The organism is Coraliomargarita sinensis, from assembly GCF_003185655.1.
Lineage (GTDB): Bacteria > Verrucomicrobiota > Verrucomicrobiia > Opitutales > Coraliomargaritaceae > Coraliomargarita_B > Coraliomargarita_B sinensis.
This window is the reverse complement of the sequence record NZ_QHJQ01000014.1, coordinates 35,211-57,793: the sequence shown is the minus strand read 5'-3', so window position 1 is coordinate 57,793 and position 22,583 is coordinate 35,211. Positions and strand designations below refer to the sequence as shown.

The following is a 22,583-nucleotide window of genomic DNA, read 5'->3' as shown; positions in this document are numbered from 1 at the left end:
GTTGAGATTTACGTCCAAAAGGAGGAAGCACTATCCCCGACACAATGAGTGAGCGTCAGATTACAGTTTCCATCGGCACAGATCATGCCGGATTTCCCTTAAAAGCACCGATTGTGGCGCTGCTGAAAGCACGCGGCCATGAAGTCATCGATTGTGGCTGCGACTCAGCCGAGTCCTGTGACTACCCCGACTTCATCCGCCCGGCAGCGGAGGCCGTCGCCAGTGGAAAAGCGGACTACGGCATCGTGCTGGGCGGTAGCGGCAACGGGGAAGCCATTGTGGCCAACAAGGTAAAAGGCGTGCGTTGCGGGCTCTGCTGGAATGAATGGTCTGCTCAGATGACGAAAGAGCACAACAATGCCAACTGTATCGCGATCGGGGCACGCCCGGTTCCGGAGGAGTTGGCCCTTAAAATCGTCAACAAATGGCTGGATTCCGAATTCGAAGGGGGGCGCCACGAGCGACGCGTCAATAAAATAGAGGTGGACTAAAGCAGTCGCAGCTTGAAAGTTCACGAAGCTGTGCTCTGCTTGCTACAAACCAAGAACTAAGATTTACGATGTCCGACAAAAACAAATCCAAAGAAGAAAAAGAGAACCCAATCAAAATTCAGGAAACTTTCCTGGATGAACGTAAAGTCTTCCTTTGGGGCGAAGTCAGCGACAAGTCGGCCCGCGATGTGACCGAGAAGCTGCTCTACCTCGAGACCAAGGATCCGGGTAAAGAAATCACTTTCTATATCAACACACCCGGCGGTTCCATCACGGCAGGCATGGCCATCTACGACACCATGAAGCTGATCAGCTCGCCAATCAAGGTAGTCGTAACGGGAATGGCTGCTAGCATGGGCTCGATCCTGCTCTGCGGCGCGGATAAGGGCAAACGCCTACTCTACCCGCACTCCCGTGTCCTCATCCACCAGCCTCTGATTTCCGGACAGATGGTGGCCGTCGCCGTCGACATCCATATTCAGGCCCAGGAAATGGAGCGCCTGCGGGACGAACTGAATGCCATCCTCGCGGAGAGCTCCGGTCAACCGCTGGAAAAGATCCAAAAGGACACCGACCGCGACTTTTACATGACCGCCGACGAGGCCATCCAATACGGTCTGGCTGACGCCGTCGTGGATAAGATATAGGAAATACTAGCCATGACGATCGTAGAACGGCTCGCCAAGTATCTCGATCAAACACCCGAGATTGAATCGTCCGCCTACGTCGCCAGCGGGGCAATTGTCATCGGCTCCGTCAGACTCGCTAAGAATTCCAGTGTTTGGCACAACGCCGTCCTCCGCGGCGACATCAACCGGATTGAGGTCGGCGAAGGCTCAAACATTCAGGACGGTTCTGTCGTGCATCTGGCCGACGACTACGGGGTCAAGATCGGGAAATTCGTCACCATCGGTCATGCTGCCATGATCCACGCCTGTGAGATCGGCGATGAGTGCCTCATCGGCATGCAGGCCACAGTTCTGGACGGTGCGGTTATTGGCGCTCAATCCATCGTAGGCGCCGGTGCACTCGTCACAAAAGGCACGGAAATCCCGGAGGGCTCGCTCGTTTTGGGTAGCCCTGCCAGGGTAGTTCGGCCGCTGACGGAGGATGAGCGTTACGGACTCAAGTCGATGGCGGAAAAATATATCACCGTTTCCCGGGAACATAAAAAACGCTTCGGCTGATAGCTACGGGCTTGCAAAACGGCGGTAAACCGCTCTCTTTAGTTTGTAATTGAGACCTAATCTCAGGATATCATGCAACTCAGTCAGATCAAAAGAGACGGAAAATTCCGCGTCACCAAAGTAAATCCCGAGAACGACAGCGTGTCACAGCTGATGTCGCTCGGGTTACTGCCGGGGCAGGAGATTCGCCTGACCCACGAAGCCCCTCTGGGCGATCCGATCGCGGTGAGCTTTGAAGGCTGCCACATGAGCCTGCGCCTCTGCGACGCAGCGGAAGTCGAAGTCGAGGCTGTCTGATGGTCGAGAAGACGGATAAGTTACGGATTGCCCTCATTGGTAATCCCAACACGGGAAAGACCTCACTCTTTAACGCCCTCACCGGCTTGAGGCAACGGGTGGGCAATTACTCCGGTGTCACAGTTGAAAAGAAAATCGGCCAATGGGGTCTGGGCGATACGCAAACGGTTGAACTTATCGATCTGCCCGGAACGTACAGCCTGAGCGCCAAGTCGATCGACGAGCGTATCGCCGTCGATGTCTTGAGCGGACACATGGAAGGTCAACCGGCGCCGGACCTGGTGATTGTCGTCGTCGATGCGGAAAATCTGCAGCGCAACCTTTTTCTGGCATCCCAGGCAGCTGAGTTGGATGTGCCCATGGTGATTGCCTTGAACTGCTGGGACGTTGCCGAGCGTAAGGGCTTGAAGATCGACTGTAAGCTCTTACAGCAGCGATTGGGTGTGCCGGTGATACCTACCGTGGCCAACCGCCGGCGCGGTGCGGACGAACTCAGCGCTGCGGTTCTCGAAGCGGTTCAGAGCCGACCGAAAATGATCCGCCCCTCCTGGCCCGCACCGGTCAAGGAGAGCGTGGAGCTACTTCGTAATGAACTGGTCGAAAAAAATGACGAGACCCTGAAAGACGGCGAGCTCATGCGGCTTCTCTTCGACCAGAACAGCGCCGTCCGCAGCCGATTGAAGACGCCTATGGTGGAGGTCGAAAAAATCGTACAATCGGCCCGTGATCATTTACGCAGCGGCGGCTTCAATCCTGATGCCGCCGAATCGCTGCTCCGCTTTCGCTTTTTAAACCCGCTCCTCCTCGATATCATCGAGCGTCAGGCCAACCTGAAAAAGCGTAGTCGTTCAGAAGGCATCGACCAACTTCTTCTCCATCGTTTCTGGGGGCTCGGTATTTTCGTGGGGATGATGTATGTTGTCTTCCAGTCGGTCTATACCTGGGCCGGCCCTTTCATGGATCTGATCGAGGGGGTAACCGGCTGGCTCCAGGGTCTTGCCGCGGGTGCATTAACGAACACACCCATGCTCCAAAGTCTCGTCGTTGACGGAGTCATTGGCGGTGTGGGCGCTTTCGTCGTCTTCCTGCCCCAAATTTTGATTTTGTTCCTCTTCATCGCACTGCTTGAAGAAACCGGCTATATGGCCCGTGCCGCTTTCCTCATGGACAAGCTTTTTCAGTGGTGCGGCTTGAACGGGAAGAGTTTTGTGCCGCTGCTCTCCAGTTACGCCTGCGCCATTCCCGGAATCATGGCGACACGCACGATCAGCGACCCCAAGACGAGAATGATCACCATTCTGATCGCTCCGCTCATGAGCTGCTCGGCGCGCCTGCCCGTTTACCTCCTGCTGATTGGGGCATTCGTCGAGCCCCGATACGGACCATCGATAGCAGGGGCGGTTCTCTTCGCCATGCATTTTGTGGGTGCACTGCTGGCGGCTCCTCTCGCCTACATTCTCAACCAGACCCTCAACAAAGGCCGTCCGGCGCAGCCGTTCATTATGGAATTGCCGCCTTATCGGGTGCCCCGGGTCAGGAGTATTTCCTGGCGCATGTATGAGAGTGGTAAGGACTTTGTCGTCCGCGCCGGCACGGTGATCTTCGCCATGACGGTTATTATCTGGGCCCTCCTGTATTTTCCACGACCAGCTGAGCTTGAAGAAAATATTATCAGCCAATATAGCACATCCTCTGAGGAGGAAATTGCTCAGGAAATCGATGCAGCCTATCTGGAGCAAAGCTACATGGGCCGCTTCGGAAAGTTTGTTCAGCCGGTCTTTGCCCCGGCCGGATACGACTGGAAAATTACTGTCGGTGTACTCGCAAGTTTCCCCGCCCGGGAGGTGATTATCTCCACACTTGGCATTACTTATGCCCTGGGCGGAGAGGTCGACGAGGAGTCCAAAGACCTGCGCGAGGCCTTCAAACGAGCCAAGTGGGAAAGCGGCCCCAAAACGGGCGAGCCGGTTTACAATCTGGCGGTCGCCCTCTCGATCATGGTTTTCTTTGCCCTTTGCATGCAATGCGGGGCCACCGTAGCCGTCATCGCCAAGGAGCTGAATTGGGGCTGGGCCTTGGCCAGTTTCTTCGGGCTCACTGGAATTGCATGGCTGGCTGCGGTTGCGGTTTATCAGATTACCATTAGACTGATCTAGTATGCAGTTTATCGAATACTTCATTGTCGCGCTGGTGCTGGCTCTTGCCCTGGGCTATCTGGTCAAAACCTTTTGGCCGAAGTCCCAGCAAACAGGCTGTGGCTGCGGTAACACGAATTGCAAGGTACCCAAACCAGATTTGAAAAAACGTCCGACGCATAAAGCTTCGTAGCGGCTATACCTGTTAGTCGAAATCGTCTTTATCTTAGGGCAGCGGCCCAAGCGGCAAGAATGATGGCAAACACCAGTAAGCCGATCCATTTCGTATGGGGTGCCATTCTCAAGAAGTAAACTTGTCGGGTCGCACAAAGGAAACCAACGATACTCCCCCACAGAAAACCACTGATATGTGCGGCCACATCAATGCGACCGTCCAGTCCCTCGCCCACCCCAAGTAAGCCCAGCAAAGTCAACCCGCCGAAAACCGGGATAAGCCAACGAGGCATGGTCCAGCGTTCCGCCGGTTGCAACACGGCCACCCATAATCCGATGCCGGTAATTAAGCCCAGCGCAGCAAAGACCGCAGTCGAAGCGCCGATCGACAGGTGCACCTCAGGATAGTGAATCCAGGCATTCAGAGCATTGCCCGCCGCACCGGTGACCATAATCAACAACCATGCCGCTCCCGCACCAAAAAAGCGTGCCAGCAAAAAGGCGAAACCAATTCCCGCCACCGTATTTGAAGCCAGATGAACGACATCACTATGCAGGGTGAGTGACGTAATTGCACGCCACCATTCGCCCCCTTCCATCATTCGGACCGCATCGACCCGACCAGCAGCCTTCAATGGATAGGCAAACTGTGCCGCAAAGCATCCGCATAGGACTACTGCGTAGAGGACAAAACTCAACACACTGACATCCAGCTCCCGATAAGGTGCCGGGCGCCCCTGCGGCACGGCCTGATTGCCCAGCTTCTGCACGGCTTCCAGCTCAAGACGTACCGCAGTCAGCTTCCCCGTGGCCACACATATAATGTAGGTCTCTTCGTAAGGTAGCAGCCAGTAAGCATGCCCCATGGCCAAAATAGCGAGCCCGGCCTCGTGTGCTTGCTGGGTCGATGGATACAGCGCGACGGGGCCCCAACCTGGAGGGGCTTCAAAACCCTCCGGGACCTGTAAATCAAAGCTGACTTCTTTATCACTCGCCACTGTGGAAAATCCTATGCTATGTTCTAACTCACACAAACGTTAACCCACAGCTATCATGATTAAAAAACTACTCATCGGAATTGTTGTTTTAGCCCTCATCGCAGTCGGGCTGGTCTACTTCTTTGGCGCCAGCGCTCTGAACAACGGTGTTAAAAAGGGTGTCGAGACCATTGGCCCAAAGGTAACACAAACCTCCGTCACACTCGACTCCGTCAACCTCTCACCCTTCACTGGCAGCGGCACGTTGAAGGGCCTCTATGTCGGCAATCCGGAAGGCTTTAAAAGTGAGAATATCTTTGAGCTCGGCCAAATCGATATCCAGGTCGATACCGGCACGGTCTTTAGCGATAAGATCATTATCGACAAGATTCACATTAGGCAGCCGGGGATCAGCTATGAAAAGACGCTCACTTCCTCCAACGTGAAAGAGCTGCAAGAGAATATCGAGGCCTTCACCGGCCCAAAGGATGACGCGAGTGCAGAACCCGAAACAGGCGCAAAGAAACAGGTCGTCATCCGCAAGCTGATCATCGAAGAAGGCACAATCTACGTGGGTGCCCTGGGAGTCGGCCAGACCGTCAAGCTACCAATGATTGAGATGAATGACATCGGCGAAGACGGCAATCAGATGACCATGGCCGAGGCCATTGACATGATCCTAGGCAAGGTACTAAACAATATCGGCCCGGCCATCGCCAATGCAGGTGAGCTCGGGAAGCAGGCGGCAAACGTCATAAAAACACAAAGCCTCGAAAAGGTCGACCAAGCTGCCGATGAAGCCGGTAAGGCTGCCAGTGACGCAGTGAACAAAGCCAGCGACGGCATTAAGAATTTGTTCGGAAATTAAAACGACACATCTTTTAAAAGAAAAGGCATCTCCCTTCCGGAGATGCCTTTTTTGTAGCCTCTTTAGAAAGATGTGGCCTGGTTGATAGTGCCGTCGATAGTCAGCTCTGAGAGAAAAGCCGACCTTGCTGGCGCAGGTTCGCTACTGAGACAAATGACTTCCAAGAGATCAAAACTTCTTCAAAACGGCATGAAACCAGCGACTCACTTTTCTCGGAAACAGGAAATCCCGAAACAAAGTCTAGAGGCCAGGTAGCTTAGCTTGTCAAAGCGGGGTGTTCGATCTGAGACATTTGTCCTTTAACAGAATGAGTCACACACTGGAATGACGCCGCTTCAATTGAACGACGACATTAGCAGCTCTCGGCAGCAAGGCCCTGGTTTACTGAAAGCTTGGAGCACGCCCCGCCCCAGCTGCGACCAAGCAAGCGCGGACGGGACATGCTTCGCAATGCTCGTTTAGGGTCCGGAATCAGGAACGCCTGTGGTTTCCACGGACTCGACAATGACCCGGATAAACCGCATCGGTTCAGTCGTCACATCAATGCTATCCCGAACAGTCACGCGTGCCGAGTAACCCTGATCGAGGACTGTCACCACATTGTCTTCGTAAATAGCTCCACCGTCACCAGTCAAAGATGCCACATCCACGGTTTCAGTAAACGGCGGCGTGATCGTCAATAGGACTTCAGGAGCATCGTCAAACAGTGCTGAATTATCTGCTTCAACCACATACTGTAAATCCGAAGCACGGGTAACGAAGTCGAAGCTTATGCTCAGGTACTCTTCTCCCTGTTCTTCGGTTATTCCAAAACTACCCGGGAACTGATTGCCTACAGTATCGCCGTCATTCGGATTCCGGTTGAAGGCATAGGCGAGGAAATTAGCCACTTGCGTCGGAGTACCGGCTTCATCGGCAATCACTCCGTACAGCGCTTCCCAGCTAGCCTCACTGACTGTAGAAAGCTGCGGCACGAGACCGAAAGCACCTTCGTCCATTTCAGAATTGGTTAGAGTCAGATCATTTCCAGAACCGGCAAAAGCTGGGCCAGGATCCGTATCATCTCCCACAACACCTTCGAATGGATTCAGTATCAGCCAAGGCAAACCGGACGGAATGATCCGTGCCGGGAACTCCCGCACAATGGAGGATTGGGGAATCTCATTATTCGCATCCAAATCGATTTGGATCGCCCACAAGTAATCGGTGATCACCCTGTCCTCCGGAAGGAGAGCGGTAAACCTTGAGCCGCTGGGAATCGCCAACTCGACATCAAAATCGAGTATCTGCCCCTCCGGCATGGCGGCGCTACGACCTTCCATCAGCTGCTTCACCGTAAAATCACCCAGATTAATCACCTCATCAAAAAAATCGAGGAATGCCTGAGGATTGGGGTCAGGCGATTGGGCATCTTGCAGGCTTTGGCGTAGCGCTCCCACCAGATTCACCTGGACGGTCCATTCCTCGTCCGCCTGAATCCGGTCGAGACCGATATTCTGAACACTAAAGCGTAAACGCATCGGCGCTTCCGGATAGTAGAACAGGCCTTCGTCGACATCGAAGGCAACGACTTCGCTATTTGGATCACCAATTGTTTCTAACTCTCTAGGATCGAGGAAGTTAGTTTCACCATCGCTACCTTCGGTGGTGACGGTCGCATCCGGATTGTAAAGGCGCAACGCCGGACGGCGGGAAACAATAACGTCCCGATTCTCGGATATGAGCATATTGTTCGACTCGCTGAACTCCGTCACCACCTGATCATTCGGGTCGACTTTTGCGATTAGGTAGTAGGAGTTTTCCGGGATCGAATCACCCAGCTGGATAGGCCCGATAAAGCGGATCAAGCTTCCCGAAAGCAAATCACCCTCCACCTGACTGACAGTGCCAAGCACGATGTCATTATCGTTTCCGTAGATCCGGTCAGTGGAGAGACGCACCTCGATATCTGCCGTGGTAAAGCTGGTCGCGGTAATACTTTCACCCTGATTCGTCGCTTCGACCGTAATATCGAGATATTCGGTTCCTAGCAATTGATTTGGCGCGCCCGCAAAGCCCGCGATATCGAGTACGTATTCCCCGGGCGTGTAATTCAGCGCGGTGAGCACGAGATCGGGATCGTCGTTATCATCGATCCGCAGGTTGTCGATGTAGCCAAAGTCTCCGACCGTAGCTGCGTTTTTGGTGTAGCGCCAAGTCACCACCCCGTTGTTCGGTACCAGTATGGCGGGGTCGATTTCAGCGAGTGGGACATCGCCTGAGATGGATGCGACTTCAACGCCGTTCACCAGCACGCTGAGTTCGTTCTGGTCGCTGGCGCTGAAAACTTGCCAGTCAAAACGAACCAAGCTCGATTCCGGCACGGTCAAGCTGAACTCGGCAAACTCACCTGCTTGAAGGTCCGGAGTTTGTGCCCCGTCACCATCGGTAAAGGTGGCATCGTCCTCCGGGATAGTAGCATCACCTGCGTCATCACGGCCGAACCAGAGGGCGGAGCTCTCCGTTCCTTGTGTGATATAAGGTGTCGGCGGGGTCGGTACCGCGACGTCGCCATCCTCAAAAGCAAAAGGAGGGCCGCCTTGGTCTTCAAGTGCTTCGTAAAGCGATATGTCGGCGACAGCGAAATTCGGGGAATTGGTAAAGAATACGTTATTCGCCTCACCGTCGATTCCAGTCCCGTCAGGAGCAAGGCCCTGCTCAAGCACGTCATCGTTTGCGTCGATTTCCACGGCGATGAAATAGTCTCCGTCAGCCAGACCGTAAGGTAATGTTGCAAGAACGGTAATAGAATCAAGTGATCCTCCTGAAGCGACACTTGTTACCTGGTTAGCTGTTCCCGAAGTGAGGAGCGTCGAGGAAGAGGCATCCAGATCTGCTTCCTCGTCCGTCCGGGTAATATAAACCGAGTAATCAAAACCGGTGCCACCGGACAGAACCCCGTCGCCTATGTTTGTTAGATCCAGCGTGAGACCTACGAGATCCTGGTAGGCATAAGGCCCGGAACTCACGAAGGAAATAGATGCGGCGCTACCGACGATGTCGGGGCGACCGATCTGGATTGAGGCTTCCTCGGTAATTTCCGAATTGTCGACGATAGACTCATTCGATTCGGAGACCTGTCCGCTCCCCGGATCAGCTTCCAGCCAGTCCACATAGGCGCCAAAGTAGTAATATTCCAAATCGTAATCTGCCGCGGGCAGAGTCAACGGGCCGGCCGTAGCAGGTTCTGTCGTGTAACTTGCAATATTTGTGTTGTTGTAGCTCCGGCTTTCGCCCTCGCCGATCCCGCTGTCATCGGTGATTGTCAGTAGTGTAATGGCATCAGTTTCAGCCCAGTTGGCACTGGGGAGCAATCGGACTTGTACATCAAAAGCAGTGCCTGCCTCGATGGCTTCACCGGTATTCGCGATATCGACAGACCAAGTGTTGATCGTTTCACCTGCCTGGTAACTGACACTACCGTCAACACTGACAGCCGTCACCTCAAGGTTCGGAAGTTCTGTAATCGTTAATTGATCCACCCATCCGCGGTCTTCACCGTCTTCACCCTGCGCATCCTTGACATAAGCCCAGGTGAGCGTGTGTGAGCCAGCATCCAGCACCACTTCGACCCGGCGCCATTCCAGTTCATCAACACCGTAGATCGCTCGATCGGCGTCATCGAGGTCAAAGACATCCCCTGGTGGGGTTTCGAAAAAGGCAAGATAGTCGCGTTGGCCGTTAAGCGGATCATCCTCGGAACTGACTTTCCACCAGAAGGAGACACGGACCGGTACATCAGGTTCGAGGCTTACGCTGAATCTCGACGTTTCGCTATCTCCGACCCTGACACTGGCAGCGGCATCGAATGCGTCGAACGTGTTGCTGGATTGTCCGACCCACGGCACATAGGAGTTATCGTAAGGTGCCTGCTGATCATTCGTGAAAGTAATGTTCAGTTCACTCACCGTGGTATCACTGACATCCAGAGCATCCTGCAAGGTAAATTCGCTCAGGATCAGATTATTATTAATCGGTGGCGAGCTGTTGTTGTTCTCGTACAACTCAGCGATGGCATCACCACTGTCGGCCAGGACGCCAAAGAACAAGCGTTCACCAATTATACCGGCATCAACAATATTTTGGCGAAAATCAGCATCATCCGGGCTGACATTACGGGTGTTCAAAGTGGAGGTCACACTGCCCAGGCCGCTGCTGTACTCATACTCCAGGAAGGAGTAATCGCTGCCCGGATCAAGCACCTGGTCACGAGAGAATAGTGCCTGGACCAGGAACGGATCATTCACCGCAGCTAAGCCCTGGTTCGATAAGGTGAAATTAAACGGCAGGCTGTTCGCCTCGAGGTAACCGGTTGCCGGATCATTGATAAAGTAGAAACTCGGAGTTGTATTCAGGCTATCCACTTGAATGTCCGGCAAGGCGACAATTTCCACAAGGGCGGTATCGGTCACAAAGACATTGTTCTCCTCACCGGGGAAGGGAACACCGCCTACCAGACCGGTAAATTCTGTAACAGTATCTCCGGAATCGATGAACCCGATCACGTAATAAAAGCCGGGATCGATTGTCGTATCCAGCCTCACCGAAGTAAGGTTCACAGCTGGCTCGCCTCCTTCAATCACTTCTGTCACAATTTCCTCGCGAATCAGAATATCGTCCGGGGTGAGTGGATCTGCATCCGGTTCATCAAAGACAGGGTCAGGCGACAGGTAGATCGAGATGACATAATCTTCGCCGGCGGTCGAAGTGCCTTGGTTCCGGCTGTTGATCGTCAGGTCGAGCCGGTCACGCTGAAGCACGTAACTGGCCCCTGCATCACTGGGCAAATAGATGTCGTCGATCACAAGATCCGGCTCGGTGATCTCGGTAAATTGCAGGTTGTCCACGAAGACAGTATCTCCGATACCCCCGGCATCCTGAAAATACACCCATTCGGCTTGAGCACCCGAGGGAATAACACGCGTCACATTTTCGATCCAGCCATCGGTATTTCCGGAGATGGAATTATTGTTTCCGCCCGTTGTTCCGTTGACGACCCGGAATTCCAAGCGGTTGTCCTGGCTGCTGGTATTGGCGCTCCAGTCAAAACTGATGGCGACCGGCGTCGCAAATGACGTGCTGAAGGAAGCCCATTCCCCAGCGTCCAAGCCGGGGCTTTGTGCGGCGTCTCCGTCGTTATTGAAGAAAGAATTCTGTCCGAACCATTCGCCGTCACCATCGGTGTCAAAGGTCAGGGTGCCGTCCTGATCGACCCCTTCTGCGATTGTCAGACCGGAAATGGTGATCAAGCCGTCACTGAAAGCGGCGTTATTGGTCTCACCGTCGACTTGAACGACCACATTGTTATCATCCAGAAGTTCGGGCTGCTCGGCAATATCATCGTTGATGTCCAACTCAACGCCCACGAAGTAGGAGCCCGGGGGCATGGGAGGTACGACCAGATTAAAAGGTACGGTAACGGTTGAATTAAGCGAGGGATCGGCTTCCAAGTCGCTTGCCAAAACAATCGGATCTTCAATGTTGAATTCGACGATACCGGAATTGCTCGTACTGCGGTCGGGAGAGAGAAACACTCGCACGTCAAAGGTGCTGCCCGAGGGCAAGGTGCCGTTGCCCAGATTTTCAATCTGCAGGTCGATGTCTAAGGTGTCGGCGGGGTCATAGACACTACCACTGGTGATCTGTAATCCATTGGGAGGGCCTTCGGGAACAACAAGATCCGGCAGGAAGCTGAAGCTCGTACCTGTTGCCGCATCGTTGTTGGTTTCGGAATTCTCGATGATAGCGTTACCGGAATCCGCCCGCATCACAATAAAGTAAGTGCCCTGCGTAATATTCCCGGGAAGCTCAATCTCGACATCGATACTGCGGGACTGCCCCGGGGCGAAGTCGTCATTAACCTCAAAGCTGGTCAGCCCAAGAGGAAAAGTAAGCGTTTCGCCGCCAAATGTTCCAAAAGTATTCAAGCGGGCTTCCAAGTCGAAAGGCTCGGCAATCGGACCCGTACCTGCATTTTGAATTTCGAAGGAGACACTGATCGTTTCTCCGGCGACAACATCCACGAGCGGCGTATTGACTGTTACGGAAAGAGCAACCAGATCCGCCACACCCAGACTGGAATTATCAAAGAAGTCCTGCCCGGTTTCCGGAGTACTGTCGATCGAACCGTTGGCAAGCTGACCAGCGTCGTTGCGGCCTGCCGTTTGCATGAATCCATCGGCATCAATTAAAGCGGAAAACCCGTCGCCCGCACCCACAGCGAGGAAGACATCGGGTGCTTCGAGAAGGGTCGGAGTGACTCGTCGCGTATTATCGAAAATAAAGCGGCCATTCCCGTCGTAATGCGGTAGACCCAGTTGACCGTCAGGGTAATTTGATCCCCATCCGTATAGAGTTCCATCCGTCTTAAGCGCTAATGCGTGCTGCCTGCCATCACCAAGAGAAGTACTGTGCGAAACGTAGCTCCAATTTGCTTGTGTCCCGACACGCCTCGGGGTTTCAATAATCGAGTCGCTACCACCGAGATTTCCCCCAGTGCCCCAAACCCAAAGCTGTCCACTCTCACTCGAAGTATCGCGAAGCGCAAACGTAGCACGATACCCACCGAAGAGTTTCGTCCAATTTGTCCCGTTGCCAACTTGCGTGAGAAACACGGGTCCTTTCGGGTAACTGCCATCAACGAGAATACCAAGTTCAGGCCCTGAGTTTGTTTCGGATCCTCCACTCCCCCATGCCCAAAGCGTTCCATCAGCACGAATCGCATGGTTGTGAGCGTTACCAGTTGCGATCGAGATGTAGACATTCGGATCGATTGGATTTGCAGGAACCGAAGCAATAAAATCTTGTTCAGGGTTATTAGAAATTGCAGGACGGTTCAGTTGAGCAAAGCTATTATCGCCCCAGGCAAAAACCCTGCCCAGATTGTCTCGTGCCAATGAGTGTTGAGCCCCCGCTGCGACTTCGGCCCATGTTGAGGCTGGGCTGATCTGAACCGGCTCCTCACGGCTTATCTGGTCGCCGGCCCCGAGTTGCCCCCGGTCATTATTACCGAAGGACCAAAGTGAACCGTCCGAAGCGATCAATAGAATATGCGCATTGGCAGCCGGCGTACGGCTGACACTGACTTCACGCCAGGTACCGGGTATTTGCTGGAGAACCCCGCTGCCTCCGGTGATCGCCCCCCAGACAAAAAGATTGCCTTCGGCATCAATCACGGCCCCGTAATCATCACCGGTGGAAATCCGATACTCCTGAGCGCTGAGTTGACTCGTGGGAGCGGCAAATAGAAATGCGGCCATCAGACAGTGGGAGACCACACCCAACCTGCCAATTGTCCGGCCTAAAGCTGAAGAAATTTTCATAGCTGTCTTTGGTTAGTTGTGATTCGTGCCGGGCTTAGCGTTGTTCACTGGCACGCTCTTTCTCGGCTTGTTCTTTGGCGTATTCGATTCGCTTGATTCGGGCTTGAGCGTCTTCCCTGGCTTCGCTTGCCTGCTTTTCGATGCGATATTCTTCAAGCTGCTGGAGAAGCTCTTTCTGTCCTTCCGGCACTTTGTAACCCGGCAGGTCTGCAGGTGAAATTCCCATCTCATCGAGCTTACGCGGGTCGACAATATCGCGATAAGTGCTGCCGTCCGGATTGAGCGTTCTTGCCGTGATGAAAATGATCAGGTTTCTCTGCGTTAATTCATCCGAATCACTTCTGAACAAACGGCCCACGCCCGGAAGGTCACCCAACACAGGCACCTTGGTTCCACTCTTTGTATTTTCATTCTGAGTCAGGCCACCAAGTGCAAGGGTGTAACCATCCTTGATCATGACATTGGTGGTGGCCTTTCTCGTGGAAAGAATCGGCTGTTCGCCGAAATCGGTTTCCTGAATTCCGATTTGGTTGGAAACCTCGGGCGTTATTTTCAGATTAATGAAACCTGCCGCGTTGACCTGCGGTGTTACCAGAATCTCCGTACCAAACTTAAGCGGTTCCGCGAGGCCGACGGCCCGGGTGGTGCCGGTTTCTTCGTTGAATTCGAACTCAACCTGCGGGACTTCGGTCACGATCTCAATCGAAGCCTCGGTATTATCCATCGTCACCACCGTGGGATTGGAAACCAATTCAGAATCGTTGTTCTCGTTCAGCGCAGAGATCACGACGTTAAATTCGGATGCGGAGAATACAGCCGTATCCAAACGTGATGTGGATGCGACCTTGGCTACATCTTCAGCAAATGTTGTGGATTGCTCCTCAGTCGGGCCACCAGCCGTAGTGAAGCTCTCATCATCCACCACTCCCGAATCTGTATTCGTGGTCTGACTGCGTTCACGTGACCAATTACGGTCAAACGGGCCGGCCGAAGCAGAATAGCCCTGTAAGAAAGCCCAGTTCACCCCGACATTCTTGGTGTCCGAGTTGGTCACCTCGATAAACTTGGACTCGATCATGACCTGCTGGTTGGGCTTATCGAGACGCTCAATAATTTCCTGTATTTTGTTCATACGGGAGGGACGCTCCGTGATAACGAGCGCATTACTGCGCTTATCCACCTTGATCTGACCACCGGCCGCCGCGTCAACGAGCGGAGCAATCGACCCTTGAATTTCTTCGGCCCGGGCAAAATTCACCACAAATACGCGGGTGTCCACCGGCTCGGTCGTCAACTCCTCGATACTCTTGATTCGAATGATATTTCGGTCCTCTACATAAGTGAACCCAAGCGGATCAAGCACCACCTCGAACACCTGACGCCAAGTAATATTACGAAGCTTGACTGAGGTCCGCCCCTGAAGGGTGTCCGGAATAACGAGGTTCAGATCAAACAGGTCCGCGACGTTACGCAGGATGGTGCGTACATCTTCGTCCGGAAAATCCACCGAGATTGTTTCCTCGCTTGCCATCGTCGCCTCGCCGGGAGTCTGGTCATCCTGGCCGGGAATTTCCAAGACAACTTCCGTCTCCCCAGACAGCTCCTCTGTCGCCTCAGGAATAACGGGTGCCTCGACATCAATGCTCGCCCCTTCGATCTCCTCGTCGGGAATTTCAACTACCGTGGCAGGTTCTTCGGACACTTCCGCACTAGTTGCATCGGGTTGCGTATCTTCGACGACGACAACGTCAGAAAGGTCGATTTCTCCGGCATTTTGAGCCGCTACCTGCACCCACATAGCAAGGAATGTAGATAGGAATATAAGTGGTCGTGTGTGCTTTTTCATAGGACGTGAGATTCTGCGGGTTTAGGGGGAGAGTTATTTAGAGCTGTCTTGTTAGTTTGAGAACTGAATGGAATTCGATTGTGAATTATTATTGAAACTGAGTTGTTTCGTCGCTTCGCCGATTTGCAATGTGTAGCCCTCGGACGTGATCTCGGTGATGGTTAGTTTGAAAGTTTGACCCTGCGCCTGAGGAATGCGGACTGGGAAGCTCGTACCGGGTTTGAGTAAGGTACCGCCTTCCAGTTGAAGGTAACTGGTGTCACCCCGGGCAATCGAGCCTCTTACTTTCCTGGCAAAACTGGCCGCGGATACGTTAAGAACCGACGCGTCGTCATAATTCACCTTTTCAGGCTCAACGGTTTCCCTGGTCTCCCTGTTGTTATTCGCGACAGGATTTTCAGGTGCAGCATCCCTAAATGCAAAAGGCTCTTCCAGAGACTCAATTTTTGAGACGTAGTCGTCTTTTTTATCCGCCAGATAAGTAACCCCGAGCTCCAAAACTTTTTCGCGGCTATCGATCCCCAGTACAAGATCCTTTCGCCCGGTTAGCTTGATCTCGGGCTCAAAAGCATACAGCGAACTTTGCAACAGGGCCGCAGCCACCGCACAATGAAGTAAATGAATCCGTTTAAATTTCATAGTAGCTCCGATCTAATCTTTCTCTGCCATGACGAGTACGCGCAGTCGCGCATCCACTTCTTCGAGTTTGTTGCGGCTCACCTGAAAGTCGGCCACGCGTATCAGCGGTTCGGCCCGATCGAGCTCATAGAAGAACCGAAGGACGTTGGAAAAAGAACCGCTCAGGGTGATGTTATATACCAGAGTTGAATGCAGATCCAGTTTGCGCGGACCTTTCTCCGCGTAAATAGGGTCGGGCGCAGGGAGCTGGCTAATGTTCGATATCACAACATCCGCCTTATCCTCGAATTCGTAGAAGAAACTTATATTGATCGCGCGTTCGTAGCGATCAAACAGCAGGGAGTTCATTTTATCGACGACAACCTTAAGGTCCTCGGTATCTTGCTCCAGGTTTTTGGAGTTTTTGAGATTCTGGTCGATTGTCCTAATGCGGGAATTCAGATCCGACTCCTTGATTGATAGCTCGGATGCAACACCTCCGCGCATAAATATGACAACCGCACAAACGACGATCAGAACAGCGCAAATGACCGCAAGTGGATATTGTTTTAGTTTATCGGTTATAACGGAGAAATTCATGCATCACCTCCTTCGCCATCGTCAGCAGGTTTGCTCTTTTGAGGCTTTAATGTAATTCCCAGAGTGTATGGGAAGATCCCGGTGTCTGCATCACGACCCTGTAGGGCTTCATCAATACTCAGCCCGTATCCTTCGGCATTCAGCAGGTCCCATTCCGAAAGTTCTCCTTTGAATTCGTCCAGAACGGTCAAGGAACGTACATCCCCCGAAATATTAATCTGATACGTGACAACCTGTTTGTTGTCCACTTTTTCAATCGATTCAACCAAGGAGAGTTGCCGGTAAATAAGTTCCTCCGGTCGCATCATAGTGATCTGTGTGAGGAATTCGTGCGCCACAACCGGAGTAGCGTAGAATTTCTCCATTTCGGCAACATTCGCAGCTAAATCTCGAAACTCCCGGCTCAGCTTGAGGCTGGCAGCATCGTCGGCATCGGCCACGCGGATGCGCTGCTCCATGTCCGAAATGGTTTTACTGAGAGCGTATGAGCGATATTCACGCTGCAATACATAAAACCCGACCAGCAGCATCAGCACGACAGCGATAAAATTAATAATAAAGTCGGTACGGATGACTTTGATGTCCGGTAGCTCCGACGCGTTCACGAAATTCGGCCGCCAATACGGCTGAACATTTTTGTTAGCCCTACTCACTGCCAACCTCCTCTCTCAAGTGAAATTCGCCCATCAGGCTGAACAAACCCATCCAGCGGGCACCCAGATTCATAACCTCCACGCCATCGCCAATCTTGATATTCAGACTTTCCAGCCAGCCTTCAATCTGAGGCTGTAAGATTTCCAGAGCGAGGGAGTCGGATACCGTTTTTGACACCCAACTCAAATTTTTCGGCAGAACGCTCAGATAAACATGGCGTATGGTCAGGCCGGTCTGCACCTCGTAAAATCCGGTCGTCGCCTGAAGCTCTTTTGTCATACGGCGCAGAAGCTTGGGCCCCATCTCGGCAAAATCGAAAGTGTTGGAGTAAAACAACTTTTTCGCGGATTCTTCGTCTTTCAATCCCAGTTCGCGCTGCAAGAGCGGGTAGATACTGTCTAGGCCAAACGGAACCGGCCGGGCCACATCGACCTGACCGCGGTTCACAATGAAGATGTTGGCGCTCTTGGCAGTGAGCTCAAAACAGAGTATCGGCGAAGTAATGTTATTGAACCGGGCGTAATCACTCACTCCGCCCAGCGTTGAAATGGTGGAGAGTTCAAGACGCTCCGGATACACGCCATACTCCAGCAAGCGGTCCTGCTCGGACTGAAAAGACTCGTTCGGCGCACCGCAGAAGACCAATCGCCGGGTCCCCCCTTTCTCGAGATCAAAGTCGGAACCGTCACGGGCGTCCAGGATCGCGATATTGTTCGTCTCCGAGTCGATATTGAACTCCGTCTTCAGGGTATTTGTCAGGAAGGCCGCATCCTTAACTTTATTGGCCGACTCCGCTTCGTAGTAACGAACAAAGCGCCCTTCCGGATAAACCCCGCAGCGCGATACATAATAGCCTGCGCCCCGGTAGTCGACCAAGCCGTGAAAGAACTCTTCGATTTCTTTCGTGTCCTGATCTGGTTTTAGAGGAAACTCGGCAATTTCCTCGATCACCATGGGTAACTTGTATCCGGATGTTCTCGCCGCGAGAATTGAATATTCCGAGATATCAACAAATAGACCTTTAGTCTTGGGTTTCAGCATACGTAGAACGTCGGATTATGCAGCGTATCCAGAGAGGTAGCGATAGAGCGATGCAAGTAGTTAGGGTTGTTAGGATGGCTTTGACGTAACCCTGACAAGAATCTGCCTCAAATCGGCCTGCCGCAAGGATAAAAAGCCCCGCCAGATGCTGTAGAGAACGTATTAAAATATATTTACAACTCCGTAAGGCGAAACACCAGGGCGATAAATCAAGGCCCCCAAATAACGCTCTACGTAATACTACTTAGAGCGCCCTTTCACTCGATATCATTCGCGCGTACAACTGAAGGCTCAGGAAAGATAGAATTAGCCTGTATTAGAGAGCCCGATACACCCTTAAATCCGCCCCGGCCCACTTCTAAAGCACCAGCACAGTGAAACGAAAGTTCGTCGTAGCCTCAAACACTTGCCTTGCGACCCGCCCCGGGCTGCGCGTCAGCGAATATGGCATACGATATACCCTCGTATCCTGTAGCCCAATCATTCCAGATCCCCTGACGGAAATTCAGGACCCGAAACTGGGCCTGTTCGCCTCAAAACGTTACCTGCAAAATACCAAAAAAACCCGGTTATACCCTGGTTGAATAGCCTTCGGAATCCGATAGGGGCGCAAGTGATTTCACAGCCCAAGCCACGCAGAGGAAATGGGGAGCGTTCAAATCTGCTGCGAACTGGTGTCAGACATAAGACACGCTGTGGCGTGCCGCGAGATCCCTATCTGGCACATCTGAATCACGGAAAAAATCCTGCCGAAACACGAAAAACGGCTCTCCTGAATCGGAGAGCCGTTGTTGAAATAGCGTATGCTTGGCAGCCTCGGGAAGGCGCTTACCAAGTGCGCTTCTTGTGACGATTTGACTTCAAGCGCTTACGACGCTTGTGCTTGTTCATCTTCAGACGGCGCTTTTTCTTTAGGTTACCCATGTAAAGTGTGTGTGTGAAATTTCGAGAAAAGTCGGGAAAGAGCCAGAAAAGCCGGAGCGTGTAAAGTGTTTTTTGCCTAAATCTTGACAGATGTAGCGGAAATACGGTCCGTGAGCCATTCAAACATACGCTGATAGTGGCCATCCGTACGGCTGGAGAGCTCGAATTGCTCGCCGCGGGACAGCAGCCAGTCGACCGGTTGGAGCCCGATGGAGGAATTTGTCAGAAAGACCGCATCGGCGGATCTCAAATCGGAGAGCTGATAACTGCCCTCCTGCACATCGAGCCCCTGAACAAGCTCCTGCCGCACAACTCCCGGAAGCAATCCGCTCTGCCGACTGGGGGTATGCAATCGGCCGTCACGTAAGAAAAAGAGATTTGAGATCGCTCCTTCTGCGATCTCACCTTTCGTGTTCAGGCGTAAACAATCGAAGCAGCCCGCCTCCCTTGCCGCTTCCAAAACGAGCAAATTTTCGAGGTAATTGTGCGTCTTATGACCGGCAAGTGGCGAATACTCGTTGATGGGCGATGCCCCCTCCATCACAAGCCCAACGCTCTCGGGTGGTGGATTCACCGGGCGGGAATAGACCGCCAATTTGGCACCCTGCCCTTCTTTGAAAAGTGAAAGCTTAACAATCGAGTCGATAGGTAGCTTGGCCGCAAGTCGTCGAACTGCCTGTAGCACATCCGCATTATCATACGGGCAGGCGATGCCCAACTCACGCGCCGAAGAAGTCAGCCGCTGCCAATGCCCATCCCATAGTTCGAGATAGCCGGCCCGCAAACGAATCGTCTCGAAAAGGCCAAACCCATGAGCGAAGAGCGAAGACTCGGGATTCAAGGCAAGCAACTCGCCCGGAAATATTATTTTTATGGCTGACATATTCTGTCCAGGGTTTCGCAGATGGCGCGGCCTTTATCAACCGTCTCCTGATATTCACTTTCCGCTTCGGAATCCCAGACAATGCCTCCACCTACCTGATAATCAAGTCGGCCTGCCTTGAGATGCAGACTTCGAATCGCGATATTGAATTCGGCGTCTTCGTTGAATCCGATGTAGCCGACCGAGCCGCAGTAGGCGCCGCGCCGGGTCGGCTCCAGCTCTTCAATGATCTCCATGGCTCGAACCTTGGGCGCCCCCGTGATCGATCCACCCGGGAAGAGCGCCGTCAAAGCACGGTAAACATCTTCGCCTTCGGCGAGCTTCGCCTTAACCTGAGCGGTTTGATGAATCACGCTTCGATAATGCTCGAGTTGAAATAAGCCTTCGACGTGAACAGAGCCAAATTCCGCCACCCGTCCCAGATCGTTTCGCTCCAAATCGACAATCATTAGCAACTCCGCCCGGTCTTTCCGCGAAGCCCTTAGCTCTTCCTCACTGATCAGGTCTTTCTCGGGGTCGCCGCTACGCGGTCGGGTGCCTTTGATCGGACGTGTCACGAGCTGACTACCCTTCTTTTGCAGAAACTGTTCCGGCGAGGTGGAAATAAACTCAAACTCTCCGCTCGAAAGATAGGCCGAGTATGGCGCAGGGTTCCCTTCGCGCAATGCGGCATAAAGGTCCAGCCCCTGGCCGGTAAATGCACAGCGAGCACGGCGTGAGAGGTTCACCTGATAAACATCGCCGCTCGCGATATACTCACGCACGCGTTCGACGGCACGGGCAAACTCATCCTTGGACAGGTTCCATTCCCAGGGTCCTAGTGACATCGGCTTCACCTCCGCCTCGAATGGCCCCTCAATCCACCCACGCAACCGCTTGATAATATCTTTGGCCGGCTCCTTGAAGCCATGCGCGATCAGGTAGAGTTTTCCGCTCTTATGATGATAGGCCGCCACGCCGTCGTAGATCCCGAAGTACATGTCCGGAATGCCGCGATCGTCGAGAGCCGCATTCGGGATCGATTCAATCCGGCGGCCATAGTCGTAGGCCAAATAACCAACCGCGCCTCCGATGAAGGGAATTTCCGTGTCATTCGACATCCGCCATGGGCGCATGACCTCTCGGAGTTCGGAAAGCGCCCGACCGACCACAACGTCAAAAGGCTCTGCTCCAAAAAAGCTCCACTCCCCCAGTCCGTCGTTCGATTGTGAACTTTCGAGAACGAACGGCAGACGCCTCGAGCCAAATCGGCGGATCAAAGTGTTTAAAGAAGGCGGCTCTGTAATCTCAACAAGCTTCACAGCAGATAATCAAGCGGCCTAGTGCCGCCCCGCGCGGTAGAGCATCCAAAACCCGACCGACTGGAATATGATATTGGGCAACCAGATTAGCAAGTCAGGCCGCATGGCCGGATTCTCCTCCAGCCAACTGACCATAATCATGAGAAAATAGTAGGACATCGCGATCACCAGAGCGATACCCAGATTGGCATAACTCTCACGCCGTCCAATGCGTATCGCCAACGGCACGCCAAAGACGGCCAGGGAAAACACCGAAAACGCCATCGCAAAGTTCTTCTGCAGGTGCATCTGGATTTCCATCCGGTCCTCGGAAATTTCGCCCGCTGATCCCAACTCCCCTTCCATGGCCTCACTTCGCCGCTCCATGAGCTGGGCAAAGTTCATGTATTTGGTCCGTATCCTCTTGTCGCGGCGTTCGCCGAAAATCTGATCCAAGGGCAGCGCGATGGGCAACTCTCCGAAATAAAGCGACTTGTCGGGCGAGGCATCCAGTGCCTCGGGGTTGGTCTCGTCCCGCTGTTCGGCAGTGCCGTTGCGCAGGGTGAGCACCAACTCGTTGCTTTCCTTATCGAAATCCACCGCCCCCTCGGCGGCCCGGAGAAAGAGTTTTACCCGATTCTCTTTATCCAGCTCCCAGATCCAAAAGTCCTTCATCACGGCACCGTCACGACCACCCATATAGATCACGTAACCGGGGAATTCATGAATGAATCGCTTCTCCTCAATAAAGCCGACCGGGTTTTGCGTGACCGCCGTAGCCATCAATTGCTTATAGGCGACCCGTGACTGGGGCGCAAAGTGCAGATTCACCAGAATCCCGGCCACCATCCCGACGAAGGAGATCAGAAAGACCGGCGTAGCGACTTGATAGAGACTCACTCCCGCCGATTTCATCGCGGTAATCTCCTGCTGGGAGGAAAGCCGGCCCAGTGCCATCAAAGTGCCGGTCAGCATCCCGAGCGGCAGCGCATAGGCCGCCACATAAGGGATCAACAGCCCAATCAACTGAAAAAAGACCATCGGGCCCAACTTTCCGGCCGCAACCAACTCAGCAATGTCGCGAATGGCGTTGCCCATCAACAGGACGAACACGAACAAGCCCATCGCCAATCCCGTGGAAACAAGGATCTCTTTGAGTATGTGGCGATGCAGCAACTTGAGCATGACATCGTAGTGACAAGCTTCCAGCTTGTCGTCCAACCCTAATTGCTAAGCCAAAGGCTTCC

General features: G+C 53.2%; 18 protein-coding genes. 7 read left to right on the top strand and 11 right to left on the bottom strand.

What is annotated here, in order from left to right; all coding sequences use genetic code 11:
• The first annotated feature begins 44 nt into the window (after positions 1 to 44).
• The 6 genes from rpiB (at position 45) to DDZ13_RS15550 (ending at position 4,303) form a co-directional block, all read left to right on the top strand.
• Positions 45 to 491 (top strand): ribose 5-phosphate isomerase B, encoded by a 447-nt coding sequence (gene rpiB / locus DDZ13_RS14490; RefSeq protein WP_110132181.1) that lies wholly within the window; start codon positions 45 to 47, stop codon positions 489 to 491.
• A gap of 68 nt (positions 492 to 559) precedes the next feature.
• Complete coding sequence (locus DDZ13_RS14485) at positions 560 to 1,138, top strand: ClpP family protease (RefSeq protein ID WP_110132180.1); 579 nt, start codon at positions 560 to 562, stop codon at positions 1,136 to 1,138.
• Between the two features lie 12 nt (positions 1,139 to 1,150).
• Entirely contained in the window at positions 1,151 to 1,678 is a 528-nt protein-coding gene (locus DDZ13_RS14480; protein WP_110132179.1) for a gamma carbonic anhydrase family protein, read from the top strand.
• A gap of 72 nt (positions 1,679 to 1,750) precedes the next feature.
• Positions 1,751 to 1,975, top strand: coding sequence for a FeoA family protein (locus tag DDZ13_RS14475; protein WP_110132178.1), 225 nt, complete (start codon positions 1,751 to 1,753; stop codon positions 1,973 to 1,975).
• Entirely contained in the window at positions 1,975 to 4,131 is a 2,157-nt protein-coding gene (feoB, locus tag DDZ13_RS14470) for a ferrous iron transport protein B (RefSeq protein WP_110132177.1), read from the top strand. The genes DDZ13_RS14475 and feoB overlap by 1 nt, the downstream gene beginning before the upstream one ends.
• A 1-nt stretch (position 4,132) precedes the next feature.
• Positions 4,133 to 4,303 carry a FeoB-associated Cys-rich membrane protein gene (locus DDZ13_RS15550; RefSeq protein WP_158279939.1) on the top strand — a complete coding sequence of 57 codons (171 nt, stop codon included), beginning with the start codon at positions 4,133 to 4,135 and terminating at the stop codon, positions 4,301 to 4,303.
• Positions 4,304 to 4,331: 28 nt separating this feature from the next.
• Here the strand turns inward: DDZ13_RS15550 and DDZ13_RS14465 are convergent, their stop codons facing one another.
• Positions 4,332 to 5,282, bottom strand: a complete 951-nt coding sequence (locus DDZ13_RS14465; RefSeq protein ID WP_110132176.1) for a rhomboid family intramembrane serine protease — start codon at positions 5,280 to 5,282, stop codon at positions 4,332 to 4,334.
• A 55-nt stretch (positions 5,283 to 5,337) separates the two neighbouring features.
• On the opposite strand from DDZ13_RS14465, the gene DDZ13_RS14460 reads away from it, so the two are divergent.
• Positions 5,338 to 6,129, top strand: a complete 792-nt coding sequence (locus tag DDZ13_RS14460) for an AsmA family protein (RefSeq protein ID WP_110132175.1) — start codon at positions 5,338 to 5,340, stop codon at positions 6,127 to 6,129.
• Positions 6,130 to 6,587: 458 nt separating this feature from the next.
• Here DDZ13_RS14460 and DDZ13_RS14455 read toward each other — a convergent pair whose 3' ends face one another.
• From DDZ13_RS14455 to DDZ13_RS14410, 10 genes are all read right to left on the bottom strand, one after another.
• A complete protein-coding gene (locus tag DDZ13_RS14455; RefSeq protein WP_110132174.1) occupies positions 6,588 to 13,490 on the bottom strand; it encodes a CARDB domain-containing protein in 6,903 nt (2,300 codons plus the stop codon).
• 34 nt (positions 13,491 to 13,524) lie between these two features.
• Positions 13,525 to 15,336 (bottom strand): secretin N-terminal domain-containing protein, encoded by a 1,812-nt coding sequence (locus tag DDZ13_RS14450; RefSeq protein ID WP_110132173.1) that lies wholly within the window; start codon positions 15,334 to 15,336, stop codon positions 13,525 to 13,527.
• A 51-nt stretch (positions 15,337 to 15,387) separates the two neighbouring features.
• Positions 15,388 to 15,975: a hypothetical protein gene (locus DDZ13_RS14445; RefSeq protein ID WP_146209389.1), complete on the bottom strand. Its 588-nt coding sequence runs from the start codon at positions 15,973 to 15,975 to the stop codon at positions 15,388 to 15,390.
• Positions 15,976 to 15,987: 12 nt separating this feature from the next.
• Entirely contained in the window at positions 15,988 to 16,554 is a 567-nt protein-coding gene (locus DDZ13_RS14440) for a hypothetical protein (protein WP_110132171.1), read from the bottom strand.
• Positions 16,551 to 17,213: a hypothetical protein gene (locus tag DDZ13_RS14435; RefSeq protein ID WP_146209388.1), complete on the bottom strand. Its 663-nt coding sequence runs from the start codon at positions 17,211 to 17,213 to the stop codon at positions 16,551 to 16,553. Before DDZ13_RS14435 ends, DDZ13_RS14440 begins: the two co-directional genes overlap by 4 nt.
• Complete coding sequence (locus DDZ13_RS14430; RefSeq protein WP_110132169.1) at positions 17,200 to 18,162, bottom strand: hypothetical protein; 963 nt, start codon at positions 18,160 to 18,162, stop codon at positions 17,200 to 17,202. The genes DDZ13_RS14435 and DDZ13_RS14430 overlap by 14 nt, the downstream gene beginning before the upstream one ends.
• 915 nt (positions 18,163 to 19,077) lie before the next feature.
• Positions 19,078 to 19,173, bottom strand: coding sequence for an AURKAIP1/COX24 domain-containing protein (locus DDZ13_RS14425; RefSeq protein ID WP_110132168.1), 96 nt, complete (start codon positions 19,171 to 19,173; stop codon positions 19,078 to 19,080).
• Between the two features lie 76 nt (positions 19,174 to 19,249).
• Positions 19,250 to 20,056 carry an aminotransferase class IV gene (locus DDZ13_RS14420; protein WP_110132167.1) on the bottom strand — a complete coding sequence of 269 codons (807 nt, stop codon included), beginning with the start codon at positions 20,054 to 20,056 and terminating at the stop codon, positions 19,250 to 19,252.
• A complete protein-coding gene (gene pabB, locus DDZ13_RS14415; RefSeq protein WP_158279937.1) occupies positions 20,044 to 21,315 on the bottom strand; it encodes an aminodeoxychorismate synthase component I in 1,272 nt (423 codons plus the stop codon). Before pabB ends, DDZ13_RS14420 begins: the two co-directional genes overlap by 13 nt.
• Positions 21,316 to 21,375: 60 nt before the next feature.
• A complete protein-coding gene (locus tag DDZ13_RS14410) occupies positions 21,376 to 22,557 on the bottom strand; it encodes an LptF/LptG family permease (RefSeq protein WP_110132165.1) in 1,182 nt (393 codons plus the stop codon).
• Positions 22,558 to 22,583 lie beyond the last annotated feature (26 nt).

Excerpts from the sequence above, each read along its gene's own strand:
- rpiB (WP_110132181.1), top strand. The coding sequence starts at position 45 with ATGAGTGAGCGTCAGATTACAGTTTCCATCGGCACAGATCATGCCGGA.
- DDZ13_RS14485 (WP_110132180.1), top strand. The coding sequence starts at position 560 with ATGTCCGACAAAAACAAATCCAAAGAAGAAAAAGAGAACCCAATCAAA.
- DDZ13_RS14480 (WP_110132179.1), top strand. The coding sequence starts at position 1,151 with ATGACGATCGTAGAACGGCTCGCCAAGTATCTCGATCAAACACCCGAG.
- DDZ13_RS14475 (WP_110132178.1), top strand. The coding sequence starts at position 1,751 with ATGCAACTCAGTCAGATCAAAAGAGACGGAAAATTCCGCGTCACCAAA.
- feoB (WP_110132177.1), top strand. The coding sequence starts at position 1,975 with ATGGTCGAGAAGACGGATAAGTTACGGATTGCCCTCATTGGTAATCCC.
- DDZ13_RS15550 (WP_158279939.1), top strand. The coding sequence starts at position 4,133 with ATGCAGTTTATCGAATACTTCATTGTCGCGCTGGTGCTGGCTCTTGCC.
- DDZ13_RS14460 (WP_110132175.1), top strand. The coding sequence starts at position 5,338 with ATGATTAAAAAACTACTCATCGGAATTGTTGTTTTAGCCCTCATCGCA.
- DDZ13_RS14455 (WP_110132174.1), bottom strand. The coding sequence starts at position 13,490 with ATGAAAATTTCTTCAGCTTTAGGCCGGACAATTGGCAGGTTGGGTGTG.
- DDZ13_RS14450 (WP_110132173.1), bottom strand. The coding sequence starts at position 15,336 with ATGAAAAAGCACACACGACCACTTATATTCCTATCTACATTCCTTGCT.
- DDZ13_RS14445 (WP_146209389.1), bottom strand. The coding sequence starts at position 15,975 with ATGAAATTTAAACGGATTCATTTACTTCATTGTGCGGTGGCTGCGGCC.
- DDZ13_RS14440 (WP_110132171.1), bottom strand. The coding sequence starts at position 16,554 with ATGAATTTCTCCGTTATAACCGATAAACTAAAACAATATCCACTTGCG.
- DDZ13_RS14430 (WP_110132169.1), bottom strand. The coding sequence starts at position 18,162 with ATGGTGATCGAGGAAATTGCCGAGTTTCCTCTAAAACCAGATCAGGAC.
- DDZ13_RS14425 (WP_110132168.1), bottom strand. The coding sequence starts at position 19,173 with ATGGGTAACCTAAAGAAAAAGCGCCGTCTGAAGATGAACAAGCACAAG.
- DDZ13_RS14420 (WP_110132167.1), bottom strand. The coding sequence starts at position 20,056 with ATGTCAGCCATAAAAATAATATTTCCGGGCGAGTTGCTTGCCTTGAAT.